We start from the raw sequence: 24,078 nt of genomic DNA, 5'->3' as shown, positions 1-24,078 counted from the left end.
AACCTATGGTTAACAAAAAAATGGGGTTCATCAAGCGGCAATTAACCGAATCGGCTGTATCTTACCCTTTGCTCGTTTCAATATTCCTTTGTTCATACCCGCAATTCGGACACTCAAAAATAACATTTTGATTGGATTGTGATGTGAGTACAGAATTTAATGCATACTCCGCCTTACAGCCCGGGCAAATCACAATAGGCATTTCCACATTCATTTTGCATCCCTCCATTTATAGAATGCGTATGTACCTGGAATTCATGCAGTCTCACGAAGCAGACACCCATTCATTATCTAAAATAACCGCCTTACCAAAGTGGCAAGGCGGTTATACTTTCCTGTTATTGTAGCAGATCAAAAATCTCAATGGTAACCATATCTATGTTATCAAATTGATATTTTGAAGGCTTGCCTTTATCACTAAACACTTCTAACTCGAACATATCCGTCTTGCTAAAATATGTAACCTGGCATTTCTTTATTCCATCTATTTCAAAAAAACGCTCCGCTGATTCCGCTTCTTTTGATTGTTCTTGAAGATTTTTCAACCTGGTTAGGATGCCTTGTAATTGAGACACACTACCTCCCCTTTCTAATTAAAACCTATATCGATAGGTTTCACTATATCATATATTTCTATCCAATAACTACATTGAATTAATTTCAGAATACTTTATACGTTTCCTTTACACGGTTGGGATAACAGAATAGAATATATTTGAATTAAGAAAACTCGTTGATCGACGAAAATTAGGCATAGTCGTGCTCATGGAGATAGCTGGTATATACTTTCCTATCTGCCAGCAATTATTCAATAGAGGAGGGTTATTTTTGGGGAGTATCATTGAAATCGATAAGAGAATTTCATTAATTGACGGGAACGATTTACATCGAAAGCTCCGAACCGGAACATATGTAATAAAAGAGGAAGAAATCACGATTGTCGAGACATCGGCAAGTCCATCGATTCCTTATGTACTTGAGGGCTTATCAGAAGCAGGCATTCAGCTTGAGGATATCAAATATATCATTTTAACCCATATTCACTCGGACCATGCCGGCGGGGCAGGCTTGCTGCTGCAAAAATGCCCGAATGCCAAAGTAATTGTACATAAAAAAGGTGCGAAGCATCTTGAAGATCCAACAAGGCTTATTGCCGGGGCCAGAGCCGTGTATGGGGATGAGTTTGACTCACTTTTTGATCCAATCATCCCGATTCCTTCTGAAAGGATCATTATTAAGGAAGACCGGGAAACTCTCGCTATCTCAGACACATCCACCCTTACCTTTTACGATACACCGGGGCATGCCAACCACCATCTCAGCATTCATGACCATGTTTCTAACGGAATGTTTTCCGGTGACACTGTCGGCATTTATTATCGTGAGCTGGATGAGGATAACATTGAATTTTACCTACCTTCTACTTCACCGAACCAATTTAACCCTGAAGCGATGCTTGCGTCGGCAGACCTTTATAAAAGCTTGGGAATCGACCGGGTGTTTTTCGGTCATTTTGGAGCTTCACACAACCCTGGGCAAGTCTATCAGCAATTAAAATACTGGCTGCCGATTTTTGTGGAAACCGCCAAGGATGCCCATGCATCTCATACGACCTTTGAAGAAAAGCTGTCCGCCCTCTCTTTTGACTTGTTTAAGACGGTTCGAGATTATTTAGCACAAAAAGGGGTGCCCGACGATCACCCGGTGTATGAGATTTTAGCCCTGGATTTACGGGTTTGCTCGATGGGGCTAATCGATCATTTGATGAAACAGGATCAAAAATGATCGTTTTTAAAGCAGAATTTATCCCTGCGATTCTTTTTTGAGGTATAATGCATAGGAATGATCAATGATCCGGAGGCCCGATATGCACAATATTACCGTATACTCACAGCCAGATTGCCCACCATGCAAAATCGTCAAAATGTTTTTGAAGGAGTACAATCTCGAGTTCACTGAAAAAGATATCAAAGCCGACCATACAGCGAGACAGGAATTGATGAATAAGTATGGATCTTATTCAACTCCGACAGTTGTGGTTGACGGTGAGGTTATCATCGGTTTCGATCAAGAGAAACTGATGCAGACCCTTCAAATTAATCATTAAAAAACAGGTCTTCCCCAGTGGAAGACCTGTTTGAATTTGGACTTATCATCGAGCACAAATCCAGATCATCGAGCAGCACAAATCCGGCGAAATGTATACTTACCTCAACTTGGAACATAAGCATGGATTTTCTCCTATATATCGTACTTTCTGTCCTCTTGTACAGGTGAATCGTAAATTTGTTCTATAAACAGGATCCCAATACTGAATAACGCCTGTTTCGGATTTTCCATAAATTCAACTGAGAACGGCTTATATTGCTGGTCATCAGCTGCTGATGGAGACATATCCGCTGTCTCAGAGACTGTGCTTCCCTTTGCTTGTTCATTATCATATAACACATCCGCTATTTTCCACGTTCCATCTTCCTTAACTAACACCACTGTTTCATAATGATCTTCGCTATTGACAGGCCCTTCTACAGAACCGGGGAAATATTCCCGCACTAACAACCTTTCTGTATCGGGTTCGTATGTCACTTCTGTATTTTCGGAATAACTGAAGAACGGTATATAGTAAAAGGCAAAATCCGTGCCTGCTGTCGCATAGCCTCCATCGGTTTTCACAACATTTTCATGGATAAACGTTTTTTTAAATGAATCAGTGAAATGGGTGTCCAATACCTCGCTTATCTCTTCAAGGGATCTGGATTCTTCACTGAGCGAAACCTGTTTTTGGAAAGCCTCCTCCAATAATCCATAAATCTGGCCTTTATTTAGGTCTTGTGCATCAGCCTCAGATCCATAAGAAAATAGCAATAGTAAAAATGTTCCCAGCATAACTGCTATATATTTTTTCACTTTCATCTCTCCTCACTGTTGTAATGTTCACCTTTACCCGAGGTTACACCGACAAATGATCGTGCGTACTTTTTTAGTACCCTTCCACAATTCAATAAAAACACGAATTACAACTGGTAAATAAAGGATTGTAATGGATAGACCCCCTACTTTCTTTTCCACAAGTATGTTTAATCTAGGCCATAAAAAAAGAGACTCCACTGTTGGAATCTCAGGAAATAATCATCTAAATGACAAGTATAAAATATATCCGACAACAAAAACAAAAAAGAAACCGATAGCCAGAAAAATAGGATTTCTTAAATAAGGATGATTTTGGACGTTTTCATTCAATTGCGAATCGAACTCGCCCTTCATCGCCTTTTGGGTTCTTCCTGCACTGATTGTATAGATTAGCGAAACGAGAATAATTCCAATGACGATAAGCATTAGAATCCAGATAAACGTGCTCAAGCTACATTCCCTCCAAGCCCTGTTTTGCTTAGCGTAACTCAAGCCGTATCCATTTATTCAAAGAAGCGCGTCATGCTCATAAAGATAAGAATAAGAGAGATCCAAAAATAAATATTCTTCACTATTTAATGGAAAGGAGAACGTACGGATCGTTTCACCTGTATCAATATCACTGTATAAATCCGATAAAATCCCTTTTTTCTCATATTTCATCTTAATTATATTTTCCAAGAAATAAGGTCGCCAACTCCAGTTTTTATGTAGATATTCCTGCTGGGTGATCCATACCCCGTTTTGCTTCAGCACATTCGGCGATTTTTGGAAGCCTTCTTCGTCACAGATATACAAGCGGAAGCACATCGATTCGAACGATTTTGCCAGAGCGCCGAGTAATGTTTCATACGTATCAAGCTTTTTATGATTATTGAGGAAAGCGTGTATTTCATCATTAAACTGGACTGTTTTTTGATAGACGGTTTCCAGCTTCTTCTTTTCAAAGGAGATAAAATTGCGGGATTCACTCTGGAATTTCTCACGCAATCGATTTTTATCGATGAAACCCTGTTCTGGACCCGCTAAATAATGACCTTGATAAAAACGCGCTCCGTTTCTCCAGGCGAATCTTAGCTGATAATCCTGTTCGATATGCTCGAATAACAAATTGGCCCCTATTTTTCTGGCCAGCATGCCGAGGGAGAAAAGAATGACCTGGAAAGCATCTCCGCCGGTTTTTCTAAGTTTATCTAAGTTAACCTTCAGTATATGCGGTGACATCTGCGCGATCCGGTCTAAATGACTTTCCTCACCGAGGTGATCAATCGCGACTTTGATTCCATATGTTTTATAGTAAGCAAGCAGATGCTGCAATTGCTCAAGATTCTCTGAGTAATCCGTGTCGGATAATTCCAGAACGACCCGACCCATTTCATTCGGTTTCAAATATTTGCGAATAATTTCCAAGAAACTTTCACCTTGATCAAAAAGCAAAAGATTAGGGTCACGGTTAATAAAAATCAAGAAATTTTCTTCATTCTTGACGATTTGCTGCAACGCCTTCTCTAACAAAAGATTATCCACATCGATCCTGTATTCTTCCGGAATTGTTTGGTCATGAAAAAAAGGCCCAAGACTTATGTCATGCTGAAACCGGCCAAGAATCTCATACCCGATAACCCGATGTTCATCCGCGCTGAATATTGGCTGAAAAACCGGTTGAACCTTTTCCGGATTCGTTAAAATCTCCATCGCATCCATGAGTATATCCTCCTATCATAAGCACTCCATGGAAGAATTATACCATTGCCTCATAAGCAGTGAAATAAAAACAGCCTGTCCCCCTATTTTTTTGAAGACTGACGGCATTCCTGTGAAAGAATGCAAATAGTCTATTAGGGAACAGGCTGTTCTATTGCTCAGCTATCATTTTATTAAGCTTGATAAACGTGTTGAGGATCATCCTTCTTTTAAAATAGCCTCTTTTTTTGACAACAAGGTCATTTAAAACGGCCACAACCTCCCCGGAATCTTCCAATGATTCAAATCCGGAAATATGAATCCTGATTAATCCCAGATTGGAAGGAATAAACAGTTTTTCACACGTACGGTTCTTCATCATGCAATTCCCTCTCTTGTTTAAAGATGGCAGGGATGCTCTCCTAAGGTCCATCATTAGAAGCATATTAGAATGGGAAAAACACAGGTATAACAACAATCATGATCAACCCGATGAATATTTGCAATAAAATGCCAATCAGGGCAAAATCCTTATATTTATATTCGCCCGCTGTCATGACCAGTGCGTTCGTTGGTGAAGCAACGGGAGTAGAGAAGGCCATCGAGGCAGCAACAGCCACGCATAATAGAAATGGATAAGGACTATGGTGCATCGTGACGGCGCTTAAGAAAGCGATCGGCGCTATTAAGAAAGCGGTGGCCGCATTCGAAATGAATTGGGCAAGTATCATCGTCAGTAAATAGAACCCCGAAAGAAGGGCGTATGGTCCGAGCCCGCCAAGGACTTCGTTTATCCCATTGCTTATCAGCATGGCTCCTCCCGTATTATTAAGGGCAATCGCCAGGGGAACCATCGCCGCAAGCAGGAAGACAGACTCCCAATTTATTTGTTGATAGGCCTCTTCAATCGATCTAATGCAGCCGGTCACGATCATCAAAAATGCCGCAATTAAAACGGAGAGAACCGGTGGTATGATATCGACAGCCAGCAGGATAAGCATAAGGGCCATAATTCCGGCCGCAACCGGCGCTTTGCCTAATGGATCAGTGCGTTCCTTATCTTCTGATTCACTGCCAATAACAATGACATCCTGCAGATCCGCTGATATCCTGTTAATATTATCCCATTCACCATGAATTAAGAGAGCATCTCCAGACTGTAACTGTTCTGTACCCACATCTGCCTGAATATATTCCCCTTTTCGATTGATCGCCAGCACATTGCACTGATATTTTTCCCGAAAATGGACATCTTTCAGCGTTTGGTTTTCATAGTCGGAATGAGGGACGATAAGAATTTCCGTCAGCCCGAATTTGCTGCCAAGGAAATGCTTTTTAATCGCGTCAGCATTAAACTTCTTCAAGCCCAGATCATAATCCTCAGCCAATCCTTTGACGGACTTCTCTTCGCCAAAAACGAGAATGATGTCATCCGGATGCAGAATCTCATCCGCTTTGGCAGAGAACGTTTGACTTTTTTGGCGCAACGACTTTTCTTTTATTTTTCTGGTAATTTCTATCACTGTAATTTCATACTTTATCGGTAAAATCAGCCCTGAAAGTCTTTCGCCAACTATATCTGATTCCTCAGGGATATTTAGATAAAACAATCGGTCATACACTTTGTATATACCGGCCAGCTCCGAGGCGGATATATCCTTCCCGCTGTTCTTGGTGGTTACCGTTTGATTCGGAAGCAGCTTCCTGCCTGCCGTGAGCATAAAGATTAGACCCGCTCCCAAAACAACAAGGCCAATCGGCGTAAAATCAAAAACATCAAACGTATCAAATTCATTACTTCGCAATACATCATTGACAATCATATTAGGCGAATTAGAAATTAACATAAGAACTCCGCCAAGGCTGCTGGCATAGGCGAGCGGAAGCAGGAATCTCGAAGGGCTCGTTTTCTGCTTAAGCGCCATGCTGGTCACTATCGGAAGCAAGACAGCAACAGTCGCCGTCCCGCTGAACAAGCCGCTGAACAGGCCGGCCGTAAGCATAACAATCACAAAAAGCTTCCGCTCACTATTGCCGCTCAGGCTAAGAAAATAACTCCCGAGCCTTTCCGCGAGACCGCTGCTGAATGCCCCAGCGCTTACAATATATAATCCGGCAATCATGATCACGACTGGATTCGAGAAGCCTGACAGGGCCTCTTCCATAGTAAGAATCTCCGTTATACTAAGCACTAATAGTGCGGTCAGGGCAACTAAATCAGCTCTGAATTTTCCTTGAATAAAGGTGGCTATCGTCACAACAATGATAATAAATGTAAAAAGCATGGACTGCGTCATTCGGTACCCCCAGGTAGATGTTCGCTCTTGAAGGATATTTGTCTCTATGTTTTTTAATATCCTGATTCTTTTAAAAGCAATGAATAAAAGTATAATATATTCTTCTTTTTATGTATATTGTTTGTTAGTATGAGATAGTAACACTTATTAGAACTAGATAGGTTGATCATAATGAAAAATAATATAACCCGCAGATCCTTTCTAAAAAGATCAATTGCGGCCATTCTTGCTTTGTCCGGCATTAGTGTTAGCGGCAAGTACTACACTCATGAAGTTGAACCAAAATGGCTCGATATCAATACCATTTCCATACATCACCCACTAATCCCGAAAGGATTTAACGGGTTTAGGATCGTTCAGTTCAGCGATACGCATCTAGGATTCCAATTCCAGCTTGCTGACTTGGAATCGATTATCGGAAAAATCAATGATTTGAAACCCGATCTAATCATTTTTACAGGTGACTTGATGGATCATCCCAATCAATATCCCTTTCAAAAGGAAACCATACCGCTTTTAAAGAAATTGCAAGCCCCGCATGGGAAGTTCTGTATATACGGCAACCATGACCATGGCGGGTATGGTTCAGAAATATACGACAATATTATGCGAAAGTCTGACTTTCAGGTTCTGCTCAATGCCAATACCTCGATTTCTCTCTTAAATGGAGATGAATTGTTCATTGCAGGCCTTGATGATCCCATGCTTGGAAATCCCGATTTTGCCGCAGCAACAGCAGGCATCCCGAAAAACAGCTACACAATTCTGCTCTCACATGCTCCCGATCTCGCCGATACATCGGCAACATACGATATTCAACTGCAACTGAGCGGTCATAGTCATGGTGGCCAAGTGCAAATCCCATTTGTCGGGGCTCTCATTACACCGCCTTTTGCAGAAAAGTATAAAGAAGGCACGTTTGATATAGACCAATTAAAACTTCATGTGAACAGAGGACTGGGAACAACCCGCCTTCCATATCGCTTCTTGTCCAGACCGGAGATTACCGTGTTCGATTTAAAATCTCACTAAATTATTATATCATTAGAGAGGACATGAAAAAACAGCTTTCAGAAATTACCTCGTCATGTACTAACAGACCGCTTACTTTTTCTTACAAACAAATCCTAAAATGATATAATAAAAATAGACGGAAAGGTTTATGAAAGGAGTTACCATATGCGTCAAACAGAAGGTCAGAGTTCCAGTGAAGATCATTCAGTAAATTTTCTTGCACAAGCACTCTTTGTTGTTAATAAACATGCAAAAACAGCACCGGAACCAAAGTACCTTTATAATTTAAAGCGTGCCGCTATAAACAAGATGCTCACAGAAGGCAAAGCCGAAAAAAAAGGATTGCATTTTTCAGACAATCCTCGATTCTCTGCGCAGCAATCAGATGTCATCATCGAATGTGGCGATTTTATTTTTCACTTACCCCCAACAAGGGATGATTTTAAAAATTTACCTCACTTAGGAAGCCGCACCGCTCATGTTCGGAATCCAAAGGCAACTCTTTCCCTATCCAAAGCAAAACAAGTCCTGCAAGACTATGTGGGCAATCTTGATGAATTAAATAAGGATAAGCCTAAAGGATCAAAGCAACATCAGAAAAATAATTTCCAAAATACGTTCCCGTCCTCATTTCTTGGAAAAGGATTTAAATATTGATTGAGCGCTTTTTTAAGATGATAATCAGGCGAAATTGCTTTCATGCAGAAAATATAACCATTTCTATCTGAAAAACGGGTGCCAAGCATTTAGCTTTGGCACCCATTTTTATTCTCTATAAAATATGCTCGTCTATCAACTGGATCAGCTCGGCAATTTCAGGTTTGCTGACTTGTGCATCAGCACCTACTATCTGACCTTTATGACGAAGGTCGTCCGTAATCAGCGAAGAGAAAATGATAACCGGCAATATCCCCAGACCTGCATCCTCTTTAATTCTTTTCGTTAAATGATGCCCGTCCATTTGCGGCATTTCAACATCTGTGATGATCATTTGAACTTCTGAGACAATATCTTTCCCGGAAGCAAGCAGGCCTTCCAGATATTGCAGGGCATCGAGGCCGTTTTCAAAAAACTCAAGGTTCTGAAAACCGGCTTCATTCAATGTATCGTGCAGGAGCTTTCTTAGAAGCGGCGAATCTTCCGCCACAACAATCTTTTTATTGGAGCGCTCGCGCTTACCTAATTTCTTAACCTGCTGAATATTGATCCCTGACTCGGGATTAATATCCACAACAATCTTTTCAAAATCCAGCAATAAAATCATGTCACCGTTCAACTTAACAACGCCAATAATCTGGCTGTCAATTCCTTGATAACTTTCAGAAGGCTTTTCAATCTCTCCCCAGGAAATCCGGTGGATTTGCGAAACACTATGGACATGGAAAACCATTTTTAATTGGTTAAATTCAGCAACGATGAATTTATCCAATGCCGGGTTTTCCGCAGGTGGGAAACCTAACGCCTGGGCAACATTGATTACCGGAAGCACTTCACCGCGCAATTCAATGATTCCTTCCACATTTTGATGGGCGTGAGGCACCAGGGTAACTGGTATAGGATTGATGATTTCCTTAACCTTTATTACATTAATCCCGAATTTATTCTCTCCGATGCCGAACTCGACAATTTCCAATTCATTTGTGCCACTTTCAAGCAGTATTCCTTTAGCATTCTCCATTTAATTCGCCCTTCCTTCGTCTCCAAATCAATAATTAGTCGGACATATTGCAGTAAAAAATAGAATATCCTCACAGATTTTTTCGGCTGATTAAATCAATTCTTTATAACAAAACGATAATTATATGAGATTTAATTGCCTATTTTAGTCTGTTTCCTCTTTATGGAGGGGAAGAGTCATGAATATCTCTGTGCCCTTGCCTGGCTCACTTTCATATTCAATCCCTCCATGATGACTTTCGATGATCGATTTCGTAACCATTACGCCTAAGCCGGTTCCGGTATCCTTAAGTGTGAAAAAGGGTTCTCCTATTCTTTCAAGCTGCTGCTGATCCATTCCTATGCCATTATCGGTAATCGCGATCAACGCTTTCCCGTCATGCTTTGTTACATTGATCATCACCCTGCCATTTGTATGATTGATTGATTCTACCGAGTTTTTAATCAGATTATAGAAAACCTGCTTGAGCTTGCCCAAATCGCCGATCAATTTATAATCGTGATGAATGTAATAACTCAGGTCAACACCGTTCATATTCGAATACGATTTCATAACATTCATTACATCTTTAATGAGGCTCGAAACTTGGAAGATCTCACGCTTTACCGAATTCTGTCTCGCAAGATCCAAATAATCAGCAATGATGGTCTCTGCCCTTGCCAACTCCGTTAATACAAGCTGCATGTATTCTTTATTCATCGCCGATTTATCATCCTTCATCAGTTGAATAAAGCCTCTAACGACAGTCAATGGGTTCCTGATCTCATGCGCCACGCTGGCAGCCAATTCACTGACAACGTTCATCTTTTCTGAATTGATGATTTGAATTCTGAGCAACGCATTTTCTTCCATATATTCCTCGTAAAAAACGATGGTCAAAAGAATGACAGCATAACAAAGCCAGCCAACAATCAAGGCCTGAAAAAAGTCATCCGTATACAAGAAGTTGTTGGTTTCATCTACATTGAAGATAAGCAGAGAAAAATAAAACATAACAATGGATACCGTAGCGGCCAAAAGTGCATACATATATTTTTGCTTCTTGGAAAATCTGCTCCAAAAATATGAAAAAATAAGTGGAAGGGCATATATGAAAGGGATTAGGACAAACGATGCCATCAATCCTTTGCCACCTATAAAAATACGGAACAAACTGGTCAGAAGGATAAGCAGAAAAGCGTAATTCTTTCCGCAATAAAAAAATGCGAATATGATGACTAAAGAACGAAAATCATAGGAAATCCCGTTAATACCAGCAATAGGAAAAACCATACTTAATATGGCGGATATGGCCAATAATAAAAATCGATGAAATTGATTTCGCTTGTTATTCGGGAAGTAATTCATTTTCCCGATAATACCATGATAAAGAAATACCGGTAAAATAATGATTAATAAATGCAAAAATACATTTTCCAAGTTTAACATTTTATCATTCCTTAAAAATGTTATAAAAAATTACAATACAACTCCCTTATCATCGGTCGTTTAACAAGAAATTTTTTATTGTTTTAAAGAAACCGGATTCACTTAACGAAATCCAGCAATAAGACGTCTGATCTTATTATTTTTTCATAACCAATGTGCTGGCAATCATATCGTGCAATCCCTGCTTTTTCTCCGTGAAAGCAGCCATAATATAACCGATATAGAAATTCCTGATAAACACATTTCTATTAATCTTCCAAAAGCTTTCCAAAAGGGAATACAATCCCCATTTAGATCAGTTAGTTTTTCCCTGGCTCCTTATGTAGTGTAAAATAGATAAAAGAAAGGGAGGAACACAGGAATGGAACATTTGCTCAACCCACGAGTTAAAGATATTGAAATATCCGGAATCAGAAAATTTTATAATATGGTTGCCCATATTGACGATACAATTTCGCTTACCCTCGGGCAGCCTGATTTTCCAACACCGAGTCATATTAAAGACTATGCTAAACAAGCGGTTGACGAAAATTTTACCGTTTACACACACAACGCTGGTTTCATCGGGCTTAGGGAAGCGGCGTCATCGTATTTTAGCGTAAAGTACGGCTTGGATTATCAAGCGGAGGATGAAATCATCGTTACCGCAGGAGCCAGTGAAGCAATTGACATTATCTTTCGCACGATTTTAATGGCTGATACAGAAGTCATCCTTCCCGGACCTGTCTATCCCGGCTACGAACCGATCATCACGCTTTGCGGAGCGAAACCGGTATACGCGGATACAACCGGTAACGGATTCAAGCTTACCGCTGAGATTTTGGAACCGTACATAACCGAAAAAACAAGATGCATCGTACTGCCCTACCCTTCCAACCCTACGGGTGTATCCCTTACAGCCGAAGAGCTCATGGATATTGCGAAACTGGTAAAGGACAAGGATATTTTTGTTCTGGCCGATGAGATATACAGTGAGTTGGTATACGATCAAAAACATATCTCTATTGCTTCTTTTATCAAGGAACAAACAATCGTGATTAACGGACTTTCGAAATCCCATTCGATGACCGGTTGGAGAATTGGATTCATTCTTGCTCCGGCAGCCATTTGTAAACATATCCTTAAAGTCCATCAATATAACGTAACCTGCGCTGCATCCGTGTCCCAAAAGGCGGCTTATGCAGCACTGACGGAAGGCATTGATGACGCAAAGCCGATGAAAGAAGAATATGCAAAAAGAAGGGAATATGTATATTATCGGCTGAATCAGATGAATTTACAGGTTGTAAAACCGGACGGAGCTTTTTATTTTTTCGTCAAGCTACCGGACGGCTATAAAAGTTCATTGGAATTTTGCCTGGAGCTGGTGGAGAAAGCCAAGGTTGCCGTGGTGCCAGGTGATGCATTTTCACAGCTTGGCGAAGGATACTTCCGTCTTTCCTATGCCTATTCAATGGACACACTTACAACAGCAATGGACCGAATCGAAGCATTTTTAAAGTGAACACTGAAAAAGCATATTCCCTGAAATAGGGGATATGCTTTTTCGAATTCATTCATTTTTTTGCCAGTATTTATAAAGCGCCTGGGTGCCGCTGATTTCTTCCCCGGCTTCAGCCAGCTGGTCGTACAGCGCTTTTGCGAGCGAAAGGCCGGGCGCATCCATTCCCATCTTCTCCGCTTCCTGCAGGGCAATATTCATGTCTTTAATAAAATGCTTAATATAAAAACCTGGTTCAAAATCACCCTCTATCATCTTCGGTGCAAGATTTGATAGAGACCAGCTCCCCGCGGCACCTGATGAGATTGATTGTAATACCTTTTCAGGGTTCAAGCCTGCTTTTTTTGCATAGACAACCGCTTCACTGACTCCGATCATATTAGATGCAATCGCAATCTGGTTGCACATTTTCGTATGCTGACCTGATCCGGTCGGACCTTGATAGATAATGTTGGTGCCGATTATTTTAAAAAGCGGCTTGACCGCTTCAAAATCGGCTTCATCCCCTCCGGCCATAATTGCCAGCCTTGCTTCTTTTGCGCCAATGTCTCCACCGGAAACCGGGGCATCGATGGCATGCATGTCTTTTTTCTTCGCCTCAGAAAAAATTTTGCTGGCAAGCTCCGGAGTGGACGTTGTCATATCTATTAAATATGTATTTTCACGTCCGTTTTTGATAATGCCATCATCTCCAAGGTAAATCTCTTCCACATCATGCGGATAGCCGACAATGGAAATGATCACATTCGCCAGCATAGCCATTTTCTTTGGAGAATCAGCCCACTCTGCTCCATTTTCCAGCAATTCTTTCGCTTTTTCCTTCGTCCGGGTATATACGATCAGTTTGTAGCCTGCCTGAAGCAGATGTCCCGCCATGCTTTTTCCCATGACGCCAGTGCCGATGAAACCAATCGTTGTATTGTCTTTATTCAAAATCATTTGTTTCACTCCTACCTGATTATATCGACTTTATCATTCCGCCATCGACCAAGAAGGCACTGCCGGTCATGTACGTATTTGCGTCAGACACAAGGAATGTGACCACCCTTGCAAACTCCTCCGGCTTCCCATATCTGCCCAGCGGAATATTACTTTTCACGTTTTCTTCCACTTCCTCAACCGAAATACCATTTTTCTCCGCGTTCACCTCGTCAAGGTGGCGGACGCGGTCGGTTGCAATTCTGCCCGGCGCAACTGTATTAATAATAATTCCATACGGAGCAAACTCTTCGGCAAGCGTTTTTGACAATCCGACGATCGCGGTCCGAAACGTGTTTGAAAGAATCAGTCCGGGAATCGGCTCTTTAATCGAAGAAGAGGCAATATTGATGATCTTTCCGCCTCGTTTTTTTAAGTAAGGCAGACATTCACGGATTGTTCGTATGTAGCTCAAAAGATTCAGTTCAAAGGAATTTTGCCATTCATGATCCGTCATTTGCTCAAATGATCCAGCAGGAGGCCCACCAGCATTATTAACGAGAATATCAATCCCGCCAAGTTGAGATACTGCTTTCTCAACCATCTCTTTTATTTCTTCATAGTTCCTAACATCTGCTTGAGAATAGATAATCCTGCCTTTGCCTAATTCGGAAAGCTCGCTTTGAACTGCGGCTAGCTTATTTTCATCCCTGCTGACAATGAGCACATTCGCTCCCTCTTTCAACAATTCAGCAGCGATTGCTTTGCCAAGCCCCTTGCTGGATGCGACGACAATCGCATTTTTACCTGTTAATTGATAATCCATTTTCCTCACTCCCTTTCTTCTTTCGAATGGTCATGCCATTTTCAGAAAATTGTTTCAATATCTACATTATACATATTTGAACAGGAATCTGTATGAACTAAACCTGGAAATCTTAAAACAAAAAAAAGGCCGGCTGAGCGAACTCAGACCGGCTTCAAAAGGGGGAAATGAGAATGTCAGCTGCTTTAACCGAGCTAAACCAACTGTACTTGATTTACATATACCCGCCATAAAAAAATGATAAACCTTTTTATTAAACTTTTTTTAACAGAGCCTCTTCAAGTGATTTTTTAGTTTAAATGGATGTAGTTTTCATTTAAATCGCTCTGTTTTTCGTTTAAATCACTTTGTTTTCTGTTTACAGCATTTTCATCCTTTGATTATGAATACAAAAAAAGCTGATTACTTTTGAAAGTAATCAGCCCTTTTTCTTATTTTATTGCTTTATTCACAGCTTCCATGACCGCTTCGTTTGTATCTAAATCTAAAACAGATTCAGCAAGCGTCGCCATGTCTACTTTTGATAATTTACTGATGAGTGACCGTGCTTTTAATATGGATGTGGCACTCATTGAGAATTCATCAAGGCCAAGTCCCAACAATAGAGGAATCGCTGTCTCGTCTCCGGCCATTTCCCCGCACATTCCGGCCCATTTGCCATGCTTATGCGCAGCATCGATGACCATTTTCACAAGACGCAGGATTGCCGGATTATATGGTTGATACAAATAAGAAATCCGTTCGTTCATCCGGTCAGCGGCCATTGTATATTGAATTAAGTCATTTGTCCCGATGCTAAAGAAATCCACTTCTTTTGCAAATGTATCGGCCATTACTGCGGTAGACGGAATTTCAACCATGATCCCGACTTCAATTTCTTCGGAAACAGAGGTGCCGGAAGCAACAAGCTTCTGCTTTTCTTCTTCAAGAATCGCTTTGGCCTGGCGGAATTCCCCAAGTGTCGCAATCATTGGGAACATGATTTTCAGATTCCCATATGTGCTTGCTCGAAGCAGCGCACGCAGCTGCGTCCGGAAAATGTCTTGCTGATCCAAGCACAGGCGAATGGCACGGTAACCAAGGAACGGGTTCATTTCCTTGGGAAGATCCAGATAAGGCAATTCCTTATCTCCGCCGATATCAAGCGTACGGACGACAACCGGTTTTCCCTTCATACCCTCCAAAACAGCTTTATAAGATTCAAACTGTTCGTCTTCAGTCGGCAGCTGGTCTCGTCCCATATACAAGAATTCTGTACGGTAGAGGCCTATCGCTTCTCCGCCATTGTTCACGACACCTTCTAAATCCTTTGGTGTGCCGATGTTTGCCCCAAGCTCAACATGATGTCCGTCAGCAGAAACGGTTTTTTCATTCACAAGCTTAGCCCATTCAGCCTTTTGTTGTTCATATGCTGCTGCTTGTTCTTGATATTTGTTGATTAGCTCTGGTGTCGGGTTGATATGGACTTCACCATTGATGCCATCCACGATGACCATGTCGCCATTTTGAATCGAGGAAGTCGCCGCTTTCGTTCCTACAACCGCGGGAATTTCCATGGAACGGGCCATTATCGCGGAGTGGGAAGTGCGTCCTCCGATATCAGTCGTGAAACCTAAAACAAACTGACGATTCAATTGAGCTGTATCTGATGGTGTTAAATCTTCAGCGATGATGACCACTTCTTCCTGGATCATACTCGGATTGGGGATTTGAACACCAAGCAGATGGGACAGAATTCGCTTCGTCACATCGCGAATGTCGGCAGCACGTTCTTTCATGTATTCGTTGTCCATCTGCTCAAACATTGTGATAAACATATCTGCAGTATCTTTTAGAGCAAACTCCGCATTGATGCTTTCAGATTTTATTTTTTCTTCAATCGGTCCTATCATTTCAGGATCGCTTACAACTAATAAATGCGCGTCAAAAATGGCTGCCTTATCTGCTCCCAAATCCGTTTCAGCCTTGTCGCGAATTTTCTGAAGCTCAGACTTTGAAGTTTCGACGGCACTTTGAAATCTCGACAGTTCTTCTTCAGCTGATTCAATGGTTTGTTTCGATACCGATAAATCAGGTTCGATCAAGCGGTAAGCCTTTGCAATCGCAATGCCGTTTGAAGCGGCAATGCCGTTTAATAATGTAGACATTATTCAGCTAAACCTTCTTTTGTCAAAGTTTCTTCAAGCGTGTTCAACGCGTCTTGCTCATCGCTTCCCTCAGCTGAAATCGTAATCTCCGCATCTTTACCGACACCAAGTGACATGACGCCCATAATCGATTTAAGGTTCACTTTCTTTCCTTTATGCTCAAGGTTAATTTCGGAGTCGAATTTTCCTGCAGCCTGTACAAGCAATGTTGCCGGGCGAGCGTGAATACCTGTTTCTGCAATAACTTTAAACGTTTTTTCTACCATCGTGATCATTCTCCTTAAACGATTGATTTGATGAAGCCTGTCTTACCTTTTCTTTTACATCTATAGAATTTTTTATATGTTCATGTTTCCCAGCTTGGGATAATTCTATTTTATAAAATTGAGAAAAAAGCTCTTGGAAAAGAAAGCATTTTCAAAAATCACTTGTCCCAAAATAGCTATCTTTTCTTTGTCAGACAATGCATACATCATTTATTCTTACTATTACAATTTACCTAATAATCGCATGTAAATCAAATAAAAAACGCAAGATTCGAAGGTTTCATCCCGTGATTCACATTCTGTTCAAAAATAAACGGCTACATTAAATATCCAATTGGGCTTGCTTTGTGAAAAACACCCGATAAGAAAGTAATATAAACAAAATAACCGCCAAAGACACACTGCCCAGTATCCCCAATAGAATCGCAATTTGATATTCAATCGCCACTATTGGGCTTATCCCGGCCAATATCTGTCCTGTCATCATTCCAGGCAGGAAGATAATACCCATTCCAAGCATATTGTTCAATGTTGGCAGGACTGCTGAATCAAAAGCGCGATCCGTGTATCTCTTCACTGCTTTGGAAGGAGCTGCCCCTAACATGAGCGCTCCTTCGATCCGATCCCTTTCGCTCGTCAATCCTTCAATCAATGTTTTCATTCCCAATGTAATTCCTGTCATCGCGTTTCCGATAATCATCCCGGCAATTGGGATGAAATACCGCGGTTCATACCATGGCTGAAAATGGATGACAACTCCATTGAAGTACACTAAAGCTGCCAGGGGACCCACTACCATCGAAATGACGATAGCCAGTTTAATTTTTTTATTAATCTTAACGTCCAGCTGCTTAAAAATAGTCCTGATCGCAAGTATCTCCATGAGAGAAAGAAAACCAATCGATAACAGCGGGTGCGGATTTTCAAAAATGTAAGTCAGGACATAACCCGCCAGTACGAGCTGAAGAGTCATCCTCACAGTAGCGATAATAATCCTTCTCTCCCGTGAAATCCCTCTCCATTTCACGATTAACAGCAAAAGAATGACAAAAAGGTAAGCGGCTGCTAGCCTCCACAATTCAATATCAATGATCCCTTTAGATTCCATTAAACTATCCCTTCTAGCTTGTTATTGTTTTTGTTTTTGTAAAGTGATGATTTCGTCAGCATATCGTTCCGCCAACATTTTCGAATGTGTAATCATAATAATCGTTCCTTGATTGCTCCCAGCTTCCTCGATGAATCGGTTCATCACTATCATTTCCGATTCTTCATCCAAAGCGGAAGTTGGCTCATCGAGTAGATAAACTTCCGGCTTCAAAAGCAACATTCGCGACATCGCCAATCGTTGCTTTTCTCCACCTGAAAGCTTTTCGGCATCATCATCCAAACGCTTGTCCAGCATAACAATATGTAACACTCTCTTAAACTCTTCCTTTGTAACAGAGGTTTTTTCAGAAAAATCTAATCCAATCTGTAAATTGGCCTCAATGCTCCCTGGGAATATAAGCGGCGTCTGGGAAAGCATCATTACTTTTCTTCGATGGGCAACCGGTTCGATTGTTTCTAGTAATTCTCCCTTATAAAAGATCTGCCCCCCATTTAGATTGTTCATCCTGTTTAACAGCCTGAGGAGCGATGTTTTCCCAGCTCCGCTTTGTCCCACTATACATGTTACGATTCCTTCACCAATTTTCAATTCCTTTAACTGGATTATATCCTTATAACTGACATCCTTGAGATAAAACATATCGGTTTTTTCCATCAGATAAACCCTCAATTTCTATGTAGAATATGCAAATACACATTTTTTCATTTTCTTTCCTGTATCGCTAAGGTACTATAATCATACATGCTTGTGCCAGCCAGCACACCTGATTCACCAAGAATGGAGACATGAAGATGCAGAAAGTCTTATCTATTTTTAAGCCGACGGTTTGGATAGTTCTGCTAATCGTTTTGCTGACAGCTTGTCAACAGCAGGAACAGGCTGTTCAGAAACCTGAACCGGAACAAGAAAGTACCACGGCTGTAAACACCGAGGACAAGCAAGCAACGGATTCCGGAACCGGCACAGAATTAAATGAGGAAGAGTCAACAGAAGCAAAAGGGAAAACCTTTCCCGCAACAGTAGTTAAAGTCGTTGATGGCGACACAGTAAAGATAAAAATGAATAATGGCCAGGAAGAGACAGTAAGGCTGTTGTTAATTGATACACCTGAAACAGTCCATCCCTCAAAGCCGGTGCAGCCTTACGGGAAGGAAGCGAGCCAATTTGCAAAAAAGCTGATGCCCGCCGGTTCACAGATAGAGGTTGAACCCGGTATTGGTGAGCGCGATAAATACGGGCGACTGCTCGCTTACTTCTATGTGGACGGCGAGAGCGTTAATAAAAAATTGCTCGAAAACGGATTGGCGAGAGTCGCATATGTATACGCTCCAAATACGAAATACATCGATGAATTCAGGGAGATTCAAGATCAAGCCAGGGAAAAAGAGCTCGGGATCTGGTCGCTAGAAAATTATGCGACTTCTCTTGGATTCGATGATTCGTACGCAAGCAATGTTGCAGAAACAGATGAGGCTGTTAGTGAATCCTCTTCGTGCGAAATTAAAGGGAATATCAACTCCGGGGGCGAAAAAATTTATCACATCCCATCCGGCCAATATTATGGCATAACAAAACCGGAAGAAATGTTCTGTACAGAGGCTGAGGCTAAGGAAGCAGGTTTCCGTAAGTCACAGAGATAATCTTTTATAAGGGTCCCCGACTAATGGGGGGGATCCTTTTTGTTTTATTTATAAATCATCTTTCTAGTCATTCCACCGTCAACAGTAATATTCTCCCCATTCACAAAATCGTTTTCATCATCGCATAAATACACGCACGCCTTTGCAATATCAGAAGGCTTTCCTACCCGCTTCGACCAGTGCTGCTCATGGTCTTCCTTTGACAATTCCTCATAGTCTCCAGTTTCAATCCAGCCGGGACTGATCGAGTTGACACGTATTCTGCGCTCACTTAATGAAGCAGCAAGGGCATGGGTGATCGCGATGATCCCGCCTTTGGAAGCTGAATATGCCTCGGTACCTTCTTCCGACATAAACGCTCTCGAGGAAGATATATTCACAATTGATGACCCTGGTTTCATGATTTTTGCCGCTTCCTTCGAGGCAATGAATACACTGCGCAGGTTGATTGCAAGAATGTCATCCCATTCACTAACACTTAAATCTAATAAAGGCTTAAACTTAGATACACCAGCGTTATTGATTAAAATATCCAGGCTGCCAAAATGGCGGATTGTTTCATCAAACGCATGCTTAATCTCTTTCTCATCTCTTACGTCCGTCCTGACAAAAATAGCTTGACCTCCCAAGGTCTTTATTTCTTCTGCCGTAGCCACTCCTGTTTGTTCATCTTGTTCCGCAATAACCACCTTGGCCTCCTTCCTTGCAAAGTGTAAGGCGACTTCCTTCCCAATCCCGCTGCCCGCTCCTGTAACCAATACTGTTTTATTTACAAAACTCATCATTTCATCTCCTTATTATTCGCATGCTTATTATTTACATTATGTACCCCAACACGTCTTCAAAGAAAACCCGATGCACGATCTCCAAGAATTCTGACAATTGTATAAAAAGTCTTTTTTCACATTTTCACCCCTACAAATCTTCATTTTCTCCTAGTAAAAGTGATTAAATTCATCGTTTAATCTGTAATAAACCTCACTTTCTTATTTCGCAGCCATTGAAAAATTTCGCTACATTGTAGGCACCCGGGAATAAGTGAAAAGCGCGTTTTTCAAAAGGTGCAAAATAAATGGAGGATTTTTCAAAGCTTGCCGACCAATACTCTCCGATGATTCACAAAATCATTAGAACTTTATCCATTTACAAAAACAAAGAGGAGTTTTTCCAGATTGGTCTGATCGCGTTGTGGGAAGCTCAAACCAAGTTTGATCCGACGAAAGGAAGCTTTCTTAACTTTGCTTATCTAATTGTGAAAGGAAGAATGTTGAATGAGTTAAGAAAGGAGAATCGCTATGACAGCAGGAATAAATCGTTTGAAATAGAGTCGATTGATATCAGCACGAAGGTTATGGTGAGAGATGAACCGTTTCTGATCGAAAATTTGCAGTTTTATTGTGAGGGGTTAACGAGAAATCAGGCACACTGGCTTATCCTGACTTTTCAAGAAGAAAGATCACATTCCGAAATCGCCGAACAACTCGGTGTAAGTGTGGCAGCAGTGAAATCGTGGAGACAATCGGCATTAAAAAAGCTAAGAAAAAAAGCAGCCGAATTCCTCGTATAGCTCTTTATTAGAAAGCTAAGTATATATTCTCTGTTGATTTTTCAATAACTTTATAACAGAGCCTATTAGAAAAGCCATCTTCATGGATTATCCATGAGATGGCTTCCCTTTCAGCTTCTCGGCTCGTCGATATATCGATAGACTACTTCTCCGCCATGCTGTGCGATCCCTCTAAAATGCTTGAAATCTTCTCTTTGTAAAAGAAACTGGCGAAAGGCTAAAAATTCTTCTTTTTTGATCGTATATTCTTCCAATTCTCTGCTCGCAAGCTTATCGAGAATTTCATTTGCTTCATTTTCTTGCAAAACGCTTCCTCCTTGAAAAGCAAAACGATATACCATTTGCCCATACGTAGTTTTGTCTAGTTTCCCATGAAGCAGCGAAAACTTCAACAGGGAAAGTTAGAGTTTTGTTTCAGAAATGAAATGATTGGAACTAATTTCTTTACGAACGGATTAAAATAGTGCAAACTGTATATTATCTCCAATTTAAATACACTCTCTGACATGTAAAAACAGCAGAAGAAACCTCACTTATGGGAAACGCTTTAATAGGAATCGCAAAGGATGGTTGCAATGAAAACAGCTGAAGTAGGCAATCTAATCGAGTTCCGTGATGGACTTAGAGGAATTGTAGAGAAAGTAAATGAAAATTCAGTGATTGTCGATGTTACATATATGGAGAATTACCGCGATCTAGAGCTGGAACAAAAAACAGTCGTTAATCATAAAAACTATCAAATCATTGAATAAGCATATTTATTAGAAAAGCGCAAGCGCCCTTCAAGTAAGGAAGAACGACTAAGACCGCCACATCGTTATGTCTTCGTCGTTCTGACCCACATCCTGTGGGCCTCCGACAGGCATAAGACGAACCGCGAGGAGGCAGTTCCTAAAGCGAAACAGTGGTTTGGCTTATGACCCCGAGGCCGACTAAAATCGCCACGTCCTGTGGCGACGTCGGCACTAGCACGTCCTGTGCGTCGAGGCTGGGTGCTGTAGCTAGACATCTTTCAAAGTTAAATAAAGATATACTTTCTTTATCTTTAAAGAAAACTCTAACCTTCGAGTTTTCTTTTTTTGTAACTTTTAATTGAGAAACTCGTCTATTTTAATAGCAACACATTTCTAAGGCTCATTCCTGGAAAATTGCTGAAAATACGAATACATAGACAGGAGGCAAAAAACATGGGTAAATTAAAATTCATGTTACTTGGATTTTCGATTATCGGTCTACTCTTAAGCGGATGTGGAACAGAGGCAAATGAAAATACCAAGGAAGAGAAAGAGGAAGTTAATACAGAAGAAAAGGAAAAGACTTCCGACAATAATCAAAATGAAGAAACTACTAAAGACAACAACGAACAAGAGGCAAATAAAGATGAATCAACTGCTGTCCGGCTCATGGAACAAAACCTGCAGTATCAGGTAAATGGCGGAGAACAGCAAGAAACAGCTTTTCTTGTTAACAGCAGCAATCAAAACTTTAGTTTATATGTACTTCCCGACTACGAATTAACTGCTGAGGAACCAGGGAAGGACATCCTAAAATTAAAAAGCGCAACAGGTGTAAATGCTCGAATTGAATTGCTGCCTGACAATGTGAACTGGGCTGAAACCGAAGAAAATACACGTAACCAGCTTAAGGCAATTGGTGACGATGTTAAGCCAGTAACTGAATCAGGCCTTACAATTGATAACGCTATTGTGCAGGAAGTGACAGTTGGAGATGAAAAAGTTACGTCTGTATTAATAAAAAATCCAAAAGCCCCTGTAAGGATGACGATCTTCACTACAAGCAGCGCCGATCATCGCAAGGCCTTTATAGAAATGGGCAAAACGATTTTAAAAACAAAATAAGAACAGTCAATATCTCTAAAAAGAATGCGGAACAAACGCCGCATTCTTTTTTTTGCCTTAAAAGGCACCACACCACTCGGGGAATTTTCTTTAAATATCTTTTTTTAATTTCTTTTTCCAGACAAGGAATAAAAATAGCATGCTGATATAACCGAATGAAGGATAAAGAAACCCGAGAAGTCTGCCATATTCGATTCGACCGACGATGTATGTGATAAAAAAGATGGATAGCACGATGACGATGTTCGGAACATGAGCGAATGTGCTGCTGATTTGCCTTTGCAATCCAAAAATATTACCGATTAACGATGTAAAGATTTCCCCGTAAACCACCAAAATAAAAATCCAATAAAAATTCGCAGCCCCATTTTTCATCAATTCAGCAGTAGGTATTTCATAAATGGAAGCATCAGGCAAAGAAACCAGCGCAAAATGCCCTGACAGCAAAATCGTAGTCAGAAAGATTCCGCCCAATATTCCCCCGTTCCTTATGGTTTGTTCGTCACCGATTTCGTGTGCAACCGGTACGAGTACAGCCTGGGAAAGTCCAAGATTAAAGGCAATGTAAGCAAACGGCGAAAGGAACATCTTCCAACTCAAACTTTCTTCTGGCAATTTTAAAAAGGAATCGACAAATCCTCCACCTTTGATGGCAAAAAAACAAAGCATAAGACTAAAAAAAATCATCACCGGTACTACGACTGAGTTAACGGCAAATAATCCTTTTATCCCAAGTATTAGTACAATGGATGCCAGAACGATCGTTATTAAAATCCCCGCATTTTTCGATGCTCCTAGCTGTTCCTCAAAAACAGCCCCGGCCCCTGAAATCATCACCGACGTAACCCCCAGGAGCATAAGTAAAAAAATAACGTTCACGATGGGAGCGATTTTCTTCCCGAATAAGTATCGATTAAAATCTTCATAGGTAGCGGCACCAGCCCTCGAGGAAAGAAGCATCATCTTTGTGCCGGTAAAAATAAACATATACCCCGCTATTAATACTCCAATAAAGCCATAAAATCCGTATTGAGTGAAAAACTCCAAAATTTCTTTTCCAGTTGCGAATCCTGCACCAACGACAGTCCCGACATAAACAGCCGCAATCTGGAACGAGCCTGACCACCTTGACAGCATGCCTCCCCCTCCTCTCCACATTTATATGTGGAGGTAGGTTTATTTAGACAAGCCAATTAAGAAAGAAGTTTTTCTTCTTCAACGGGCGTTCGCCAT

General features: G+C 41.0%; 27 protein-coding genes. 9 read left to right on the top strand and 18 right to left on the bottom strand.

Annotated elements, in window-relative coordinates; genetic code table 11:
* Positions 1-61: 61 nt before the first annotated feature.
* Positions 62-214, bottom strand: a complete 153-nt coding sequence (locus LQ216_RS10645; protein ID WP_230129285.1) for a hypothetical protein — start codon at positions 212-214, stop codon at positions 62-64.
* A gap of 124 nt (positions 215-338) precedes the next feature.
* The gene (locus tag LQ216_RS10640; protein ID WP_230129284.1) at positions 339-575 is read right to left on the bottom strand and encodes a DUF1797 family protein; all 237 of its coding nucleotides are present in this window, start codon (positions 573-575) and stop codon (positions 339-341) included.
* Between the two features lie 253 nt (positions 576-828).
* Between LQ216_RS10640 and LQ216_RS10635 the strand changes: the two genes are divergently transcribed.
* Both LQ216_RS10635 and LQ216_RS10630 read left to right on the top strand, forming a co-directional pair.
* Positions 829-1,785: an MBL fold metallo-hydrolase gene (locus LQ216_RS10635; RefSeq protein WP_230129283.1), complete on the top strand. Its 957-nt coding sequence runs from the start codon at positions 829-831 to the stop codon at positions 1,783-1,785.
* Positions 1,786-1,867: 82 nt separating this feature from the next.
* Entirely contained in the window at positions 1,868-2,107 is a 240-nt protein-coding gene (locus tag LQ216_RS10630) for a glutaredoxin domain-containing protein (protein WP_230129282.1), read from the top strand.
* A 134-nt stretch (positions 2,108-2,241) separates the two neighbouring features.
* Here LQ216_RS10630 and LQ216_RS10625 read toward each other — a convergent pair whose 3' ends face one another.
* The 5 genes from LQ216_RS10625 to LQ216_RS10605 all read right to left on the bottom strand — a co-directional run bounded on the left by LQ216_RS10625 (position 2,242) and on the right by LQ216_RS10605 (position 6,890).
* Positions 2,242-2,907: a DUF3993 domain-containing protein gene (locus LQ216_RS10625; RefSeq protein WP_230129281.1), complete on the bottom strand. Its 666-nt coding sequence runs from the start codon at positions 2,905-2,907 to the stop codon at positions 2,242-2,244.
* 222 nt (positions 2,908-3,129) lie between these two features.
* Entirely contained in the window at positions 3,130-3,360 is a 231-nt protein-coding gene (locus LQ216_RS10620; RefSeq protein WP_230129280.1) for a hypothetical protein, read from the bottom strand.
* Positions 3,361-3,417: 57 nt separating this feature from the next.
* On the bottom strand, positions 3,418-4,614 hold the full coding sequence (locus LQ216_RS10615; protein WP_230129279.1) for an EAL domain-containing protein: 1,197 nt from the start codon (positions 4,612-4,614) through the stop codon (positions 3,418-3,420).
* Positions 4,615-4,765: 151 nt separating this feature from the next.
* On the bottom strand, positions 4,766-4,975 hold the full coding sequence (locus LQ216_RS10610) for a hypothetical protein (protein WP_230129278.1): 210 nt from the start codon (positions 4,973-4,975) through the stop codon (positions 4,766-4,768).
* Between the two features lie 64 nt (positions 4,976-5,039).
* Positions 5,040-6,890 (bottom strand): SLC13 family permease, encoded by a 1,851-nt coding sequence (locus LQ216_RS10605; RefSeq protein WP_230129277.1) that lies wholly within the window; start codon positions 6,888-6,890, stop codon positions 5,040-5,042.
* 171 nt (positions 6,891-7,061) lie between these two features.
* Here LQ216_RS10605 and LQ216_RS10600 point away from each other — a divergent pair, with 171 nt between their 5' ends.
* Together LQ216_RS10600 and LQ216_RS10595 are read left to right on the top strand one after the other, a co-directional pair.
* Positions 7,062-7,922, top strand: a complete 861-nt coding sequence (locus LQ216_RS10600; protein ID WP_230129276.1) for a metallophosphoesterase — start codon at positions 7,062-7,064, stop codon at positions 7,920-7,922.
* Positions 7,923-8,069: 147 nt separating this feature from the next.
* The gene (locus LQ216_RS10595) at positions 8,070-8,561 is read left to right on the top strand and encodes a YkyB family protein (RefSeq protein WP_230129275.1); all 492 of its coding nucleotides are present in this window, start codon (positions 8,070-8,072) and stop codon (positions 8,559-8,561) included.
* Between the two features lie 115 nt (positions 8,562-8,676).
* On the opposite strand, the gene LQ216_RS10590 is transcribed toward LQ216_RS10595, so the two are convergent.
* Positions 8,677-9,582, bottom strand: coding sequence for a chemotaxis protein (locus tag LQ216_RS10590; protein ID WP_230129274.1), 906 nt, complete (start codon positions 9,580-9,582; stop codon positions 8,677-8,679).
* 144 nt (positions 9,583-9,726) lie between these two features.
* Positions 9,727-11,010, bottom strand: coding sequence for a HAMP domain-containing sensor histidine kinase (locus LQ216_RS10585; RefSeq protein ID WP_230129273.1), 1,284 nt, complete (start codon positions 11,008-11,010; stop codon positions 9,727-9,729).
* 361 nt (positions 11,011-11,371) lie between these two features.
* On the opposite strand from LQ216_RS10585, the gene LQ216_RS10580 reads away from it, so the two are divergent.
* A complete protein-coding gene (locus LQ216_RS10580) occupies positions 11,372-12,514 on the top strand; it encodes an aminotransferase A (protein ID WP_230129272.1) in 1,143 nt (380 codons plus the stop codon).
* 48 nt (positions 12,515-12,562) lie between these two features.
* Here LQ216_RS10580 and LQ216_RS10575 read toward each other — a convergent pair whose 3' ends face one another.
* The 6 genes from LQ216_RS10575 to LQ216_RS10550 form a co-directional block, all read right to left on the bottom strand.
* Positions 12,563-13,447 (bottom strand): NAD(P)-dependent oxidoreductase, encoded by an 885-nt coding sequence (locus LQ216_RS10575; RefSeq protein ID WP_230129356.1) that lies wholly within the window; start codon positions 13,445-13,447, stop codon positions 12,563-12,565.
* 22 nt (positions 13,448-13,469) lie between these two features.
* The gene (locus LQ216_RS10570) at positions 13,470-14,255 is read right to left on the bottom strand and encodes an SDR family oxidoreductase (RefSeq protein WP_230129271.1); all 786 of its coding nucleotides are present in this window, start codon (positions 14,253-14,255) and stop codon (positions 13,470-13,472) included.
* Between the two features lie 431 nt (positions 14,256-14,686).
* Positions 14,687-16,402 (bottom strand): phosphoenolpyruvate--protein phosphotransferase, encoded by a 1,716-nt coding sequence (gene ptsP / locus LQ216_RS10565; protein ID WP_230129270.1) that lies wholly within the window; start codon positions 16,400-16,402, stop codon positions 14,687-14,689.
* Positions 16,402-16,668, bottom strand: a complete 267-nt coding sequence (locus tag LQ216_RS10560) for a phosphocarrier protein HPr (protein WP_117304124.1) — start codon at positions 16,666-16,668, stop codon at positions 16,402-16,404. The genes ptsP and LQ216_RS10560 overlap by 1 nt, the downstream gene beginning before the upstream one ends.
* A gap of 322 nt (positions 16,669-16,990) precedes the next feature.
* Positions 16,991-17,776, bottom strand: coding sequence for an iron export ABC transporter permease subunit FetB (fetB, locus tag LQ216_RS10555; RefSeq protein ID WP_230129269.1), 786 nt, complete (start codon positions 17,774-17,776; stop codon positions 16,991-16,993).
* Positions 17,777-17,797: 21 nt separating this feature from the next.
* Positions 17,798-18,433, bottom strand: coding sequence for an ATP-binding cassette domain-containing protein (locus tag LQ216_RS10550; RefSeq protein WP_230129268.1), 636 nt, complete (start codon positions 18,431-18,433; stop codon positions 17,798-17,800).
* Positions 18,434-18,570: 137 nt separating this feature from the next.
* Here LQ216_RS10550 and LQ216_RS10545 point away from each other — a divergent pair, with 137 nt between their 5' ends.
* Positions 18,571-19,419 carry a thermonuclease family protein gene (locus LQ216_RS10545; protein WP_230129267.1) on the top strand — a complete coding sequence of 283 codons (849 nt, stop codon included), beginning with the start codon at positions 18,571-18,573 and terminating at the stop codon, positions 19,417-19,419.
* Positions 19,420-19,463: 44 nt separating this feature from the next.
* Here LQ216_RS10545 and LQ216_RS10540 read toward each other — a convergent pair whose 3' ends face one another.
* Positions 19,464-20,201, bottom strand: coding sequence for a glucose 1-dehydrogenase (locus LQ216_RS10540; RefSeq protein WP_230129355.1), 738 nt, complete (start codon positions 20,199-20,201; stop codon positions 19,464-19,466).
* A gap of 290 nt (positions 20,202-20,491) precedes the next feature.
* Between LQ216_RS10540 and LQ216_RS10535 the strand changes: the two genes are divergently transcribed.
* A complete protein-coding gene (locus LQ216_RS10535; protein ID WP_230129266.1) occupies positions 20,492-20,986 on the top strand; it encodes a sigma-70 family RNA polymerase sigma factor in 495 nt (164 codons plus the stop codon).
* 110 nt (positions 20,987-21,096) lie between these two features.
* On the opposite strand, the gene LQ216_RS10530 is transcribed toward LQ216_RS10535, so the two are convergent.
* Complete coding sequence (locus tag LQ216_RS10530) at positions 21,097-21,291, bottom strand: hypothetical protein (RefSeq protein WP_230129265.1); 195 nt, start codon at positions 21,289-21,291, stop codon at positions 21,097-21,099.
* 270 nt (positions 21,292-21,561) lie between these two features.
* On the opposite strand from LQ216_RS10530, the gene LQ216_RS10525 reads away from it, so the two are divergent.
* Both LQ216_RS10525 and LQ216_RS10520 read left to right on the top strand, forming a co-directional pair.
* Positions 21,562-21,738, top strand: a complete 177-nt coding sequence (locus LQ216_RS10525) for a DUF2187 family protein (protein ID WP_230129264.1) — start codon at positions 21,562-21,564, stop codon at positions 21,736-21,738.
* Positions 21,739-22,173: 435 nt separating this feature from the next.
* Positions 22,174-22,845, top strand: coding sequence for a hypothetical protein (locus tag LQ216_RS10520; protein WP_230129263.1), 672 nt, complete (start codon positions 22,174-22,176; stop codon positions 22,843-22,845).
* A 90-nt stretch (positions 22,846-22,935) separates the two neighbouring features.
* On the opposite strand, the gene LQ216_RS10515 is transcribed toward LQ216_RS10520, so the two are convergent.
* Entirely contained in the window at positions 22,936-23,982 is a 1,047-nt protein-coding gene (locus LQ216_RS10515; protein ID WP_230129262.1) for a hypothetical protein, read from the bottom strand.
* Positions 23,983-24,078 lie beyond the last annotated feature (96 nt).

Source organism: Bacillus sp. CECT 9360 (genome assembly GCF_918741275.1).
In the GTDB taxonomy this organism is placed as follows: domain Bacteria; phylum Bacillota; class Bacilli; order Bacillales; family DSM-1321; genus Peribacillus.
Note: the sequence above shows the minus strand (reverse complement) of the source record. Positions and strands in the feature narration are given on the sequence as shown.

Bases quoted from the DNA above. Each gene is read 5' to 3' on its own strand.
- LQ216_RS10605 (WP_230129277.1), bottom strand. From the start codon at position 6,890: ATGACGCAGTCCATGCTTTTTACATTTATTATCATTGTTGTGACGATA.
- LQ216_RS10610 (WP_230129278.1), bottom strand. From the start codon at position 4,975: ATGATGAAGAACCGTACGTGTGAAAAACTGTTTATTCCTTCCAATCTG.
- LQ216_RS10550 (WP_230129268.1), bottom strand. From the start codon at position 18,433: ATGGAAAAAACCGATATGTTTTATCTCAAGGATGTCAGTTATAAGGAT.
- LQ216_RS10540 (WP_230129355.1), bottom strand. From the start codon at position 20,201: ATGAGTTTTGTAAATAAAACAGTATTGGTTACAGGAGCGGGCAGCGGG.
- LQ216_RS10590 (WP_230129274.1), bottom strand. From the start codon at position 9,582: ATGGAGAATGCTAAAGGAATACTGCTTGAAAGTGGCACAAATGAATTG.
- LQ216_RS10630 (WP_230129282.1), top strand. From the start codon at position 1,868: ATGCACAATATTACCGTATACTCACAGCCAGATTGCCCACCATGCAAA.
- LQ216_RS10595 (WP_230129275.1), top strand. From the start codon at position 8,070: ATGCGTCAAACAGAAGGTCAGAGTTCCAGTGAAGATCATTCAGTAAAT.
- LQ216_RS10535 (WP_230129266.1), top strand. From the start codon at position 20,492: ATGGAGGATTTTTCAAAGCTTGCCGACCAATACTCTCCGATGATTCAC.
- LQ216_RS10645 (WP_230129285.1), bottom strand. From the start codon at position 214: ATGAATGTGGAAATGCCTATTGTGATTTGCCCGGGCTGTAAGGCGGAG.
- LQ216_RS10580 (WP_230129272.1), top strand. From the start codon at position 11,372: ATGGAACATTTGCTCAACCCACGAGTTAAAGATATTGAAATATCCGGA.
- LQ216_RS10560 (WP_117304124.1), bottom strand. From the start codon at position 16,668: ATGGTAGAAAAAACGTTTAAAGTTATTGCAGAAACAGGTATTCACGCT.
- LQ216_RS10585 (WP_230129273.1), bottom strand. From the start codon at position 11,010: ATGTTAAACTTGGAAAATGTATTTTTGCATTTATTAATCATTATTTTA.
- LQ216_RS10520 (WP_230129263.1), top strand. From the start codon at position 22,174: ATGGGTAAATTAAAATTCATGTTACTTGGATTTTCGATTATCGGTCTA.
- fetB (WP_230129269.1), bottom strand. From the start codon at position 17,776: ATGGAATCTAAAGGGATCATTGATATTGAATTGTGGAGGCTAGCAGCC.
- LQ216_RS10570 (WP_230129271.1), bottom strand. From the start codon at position 14,255: ATGGATTATCAATTAACAGGTAAAAATGCGATTGTCGTCGCATCCAGC.
- LQ216_RS10515 (WP_230129262.1), bottom strand. From the start codon at position 23,982: ATGCTGTCAAGGTGGTCAGGCTCGTTCCAGATTGCGGCTGTTTATGTC.
- ptsP (WP_230129270.1), bottom strand. From the start codon at position 16,402: ATGTCTACATTATTAAACGGCATTGCCGCTTCAAACGGCATTGCGATT.
- LQ216_RS10615 (WP_230129279.1), bottom strand. From the start codon at position 4,614: ATGGATGCGATGGAGATTTTAACGAATCCGGAAAAGGTTCAACCGGTT.
- LQ216_RS10545 (WP_230129267.1), top strand. From the start codon at position 18,571: ATGCAGAAAGTCTTATCTATTTTTAAGCCGACGGTTTGGATAGTTCTG.
- LQ216_RS10600 (WP_230129276.1), top strand. From the start codon at position 7,062: ATGAAAAATAATATAACCCGCAGATCCTTTCTAAAAAGATCAATTGCG.
- LQ216_RS10525 (WP_230129264.1), top strand. From the start codon at position 21,562: ATGAAAACAGCTGAAGTAGGCAATCTAATCGAGTTCCGTGATGGACTT.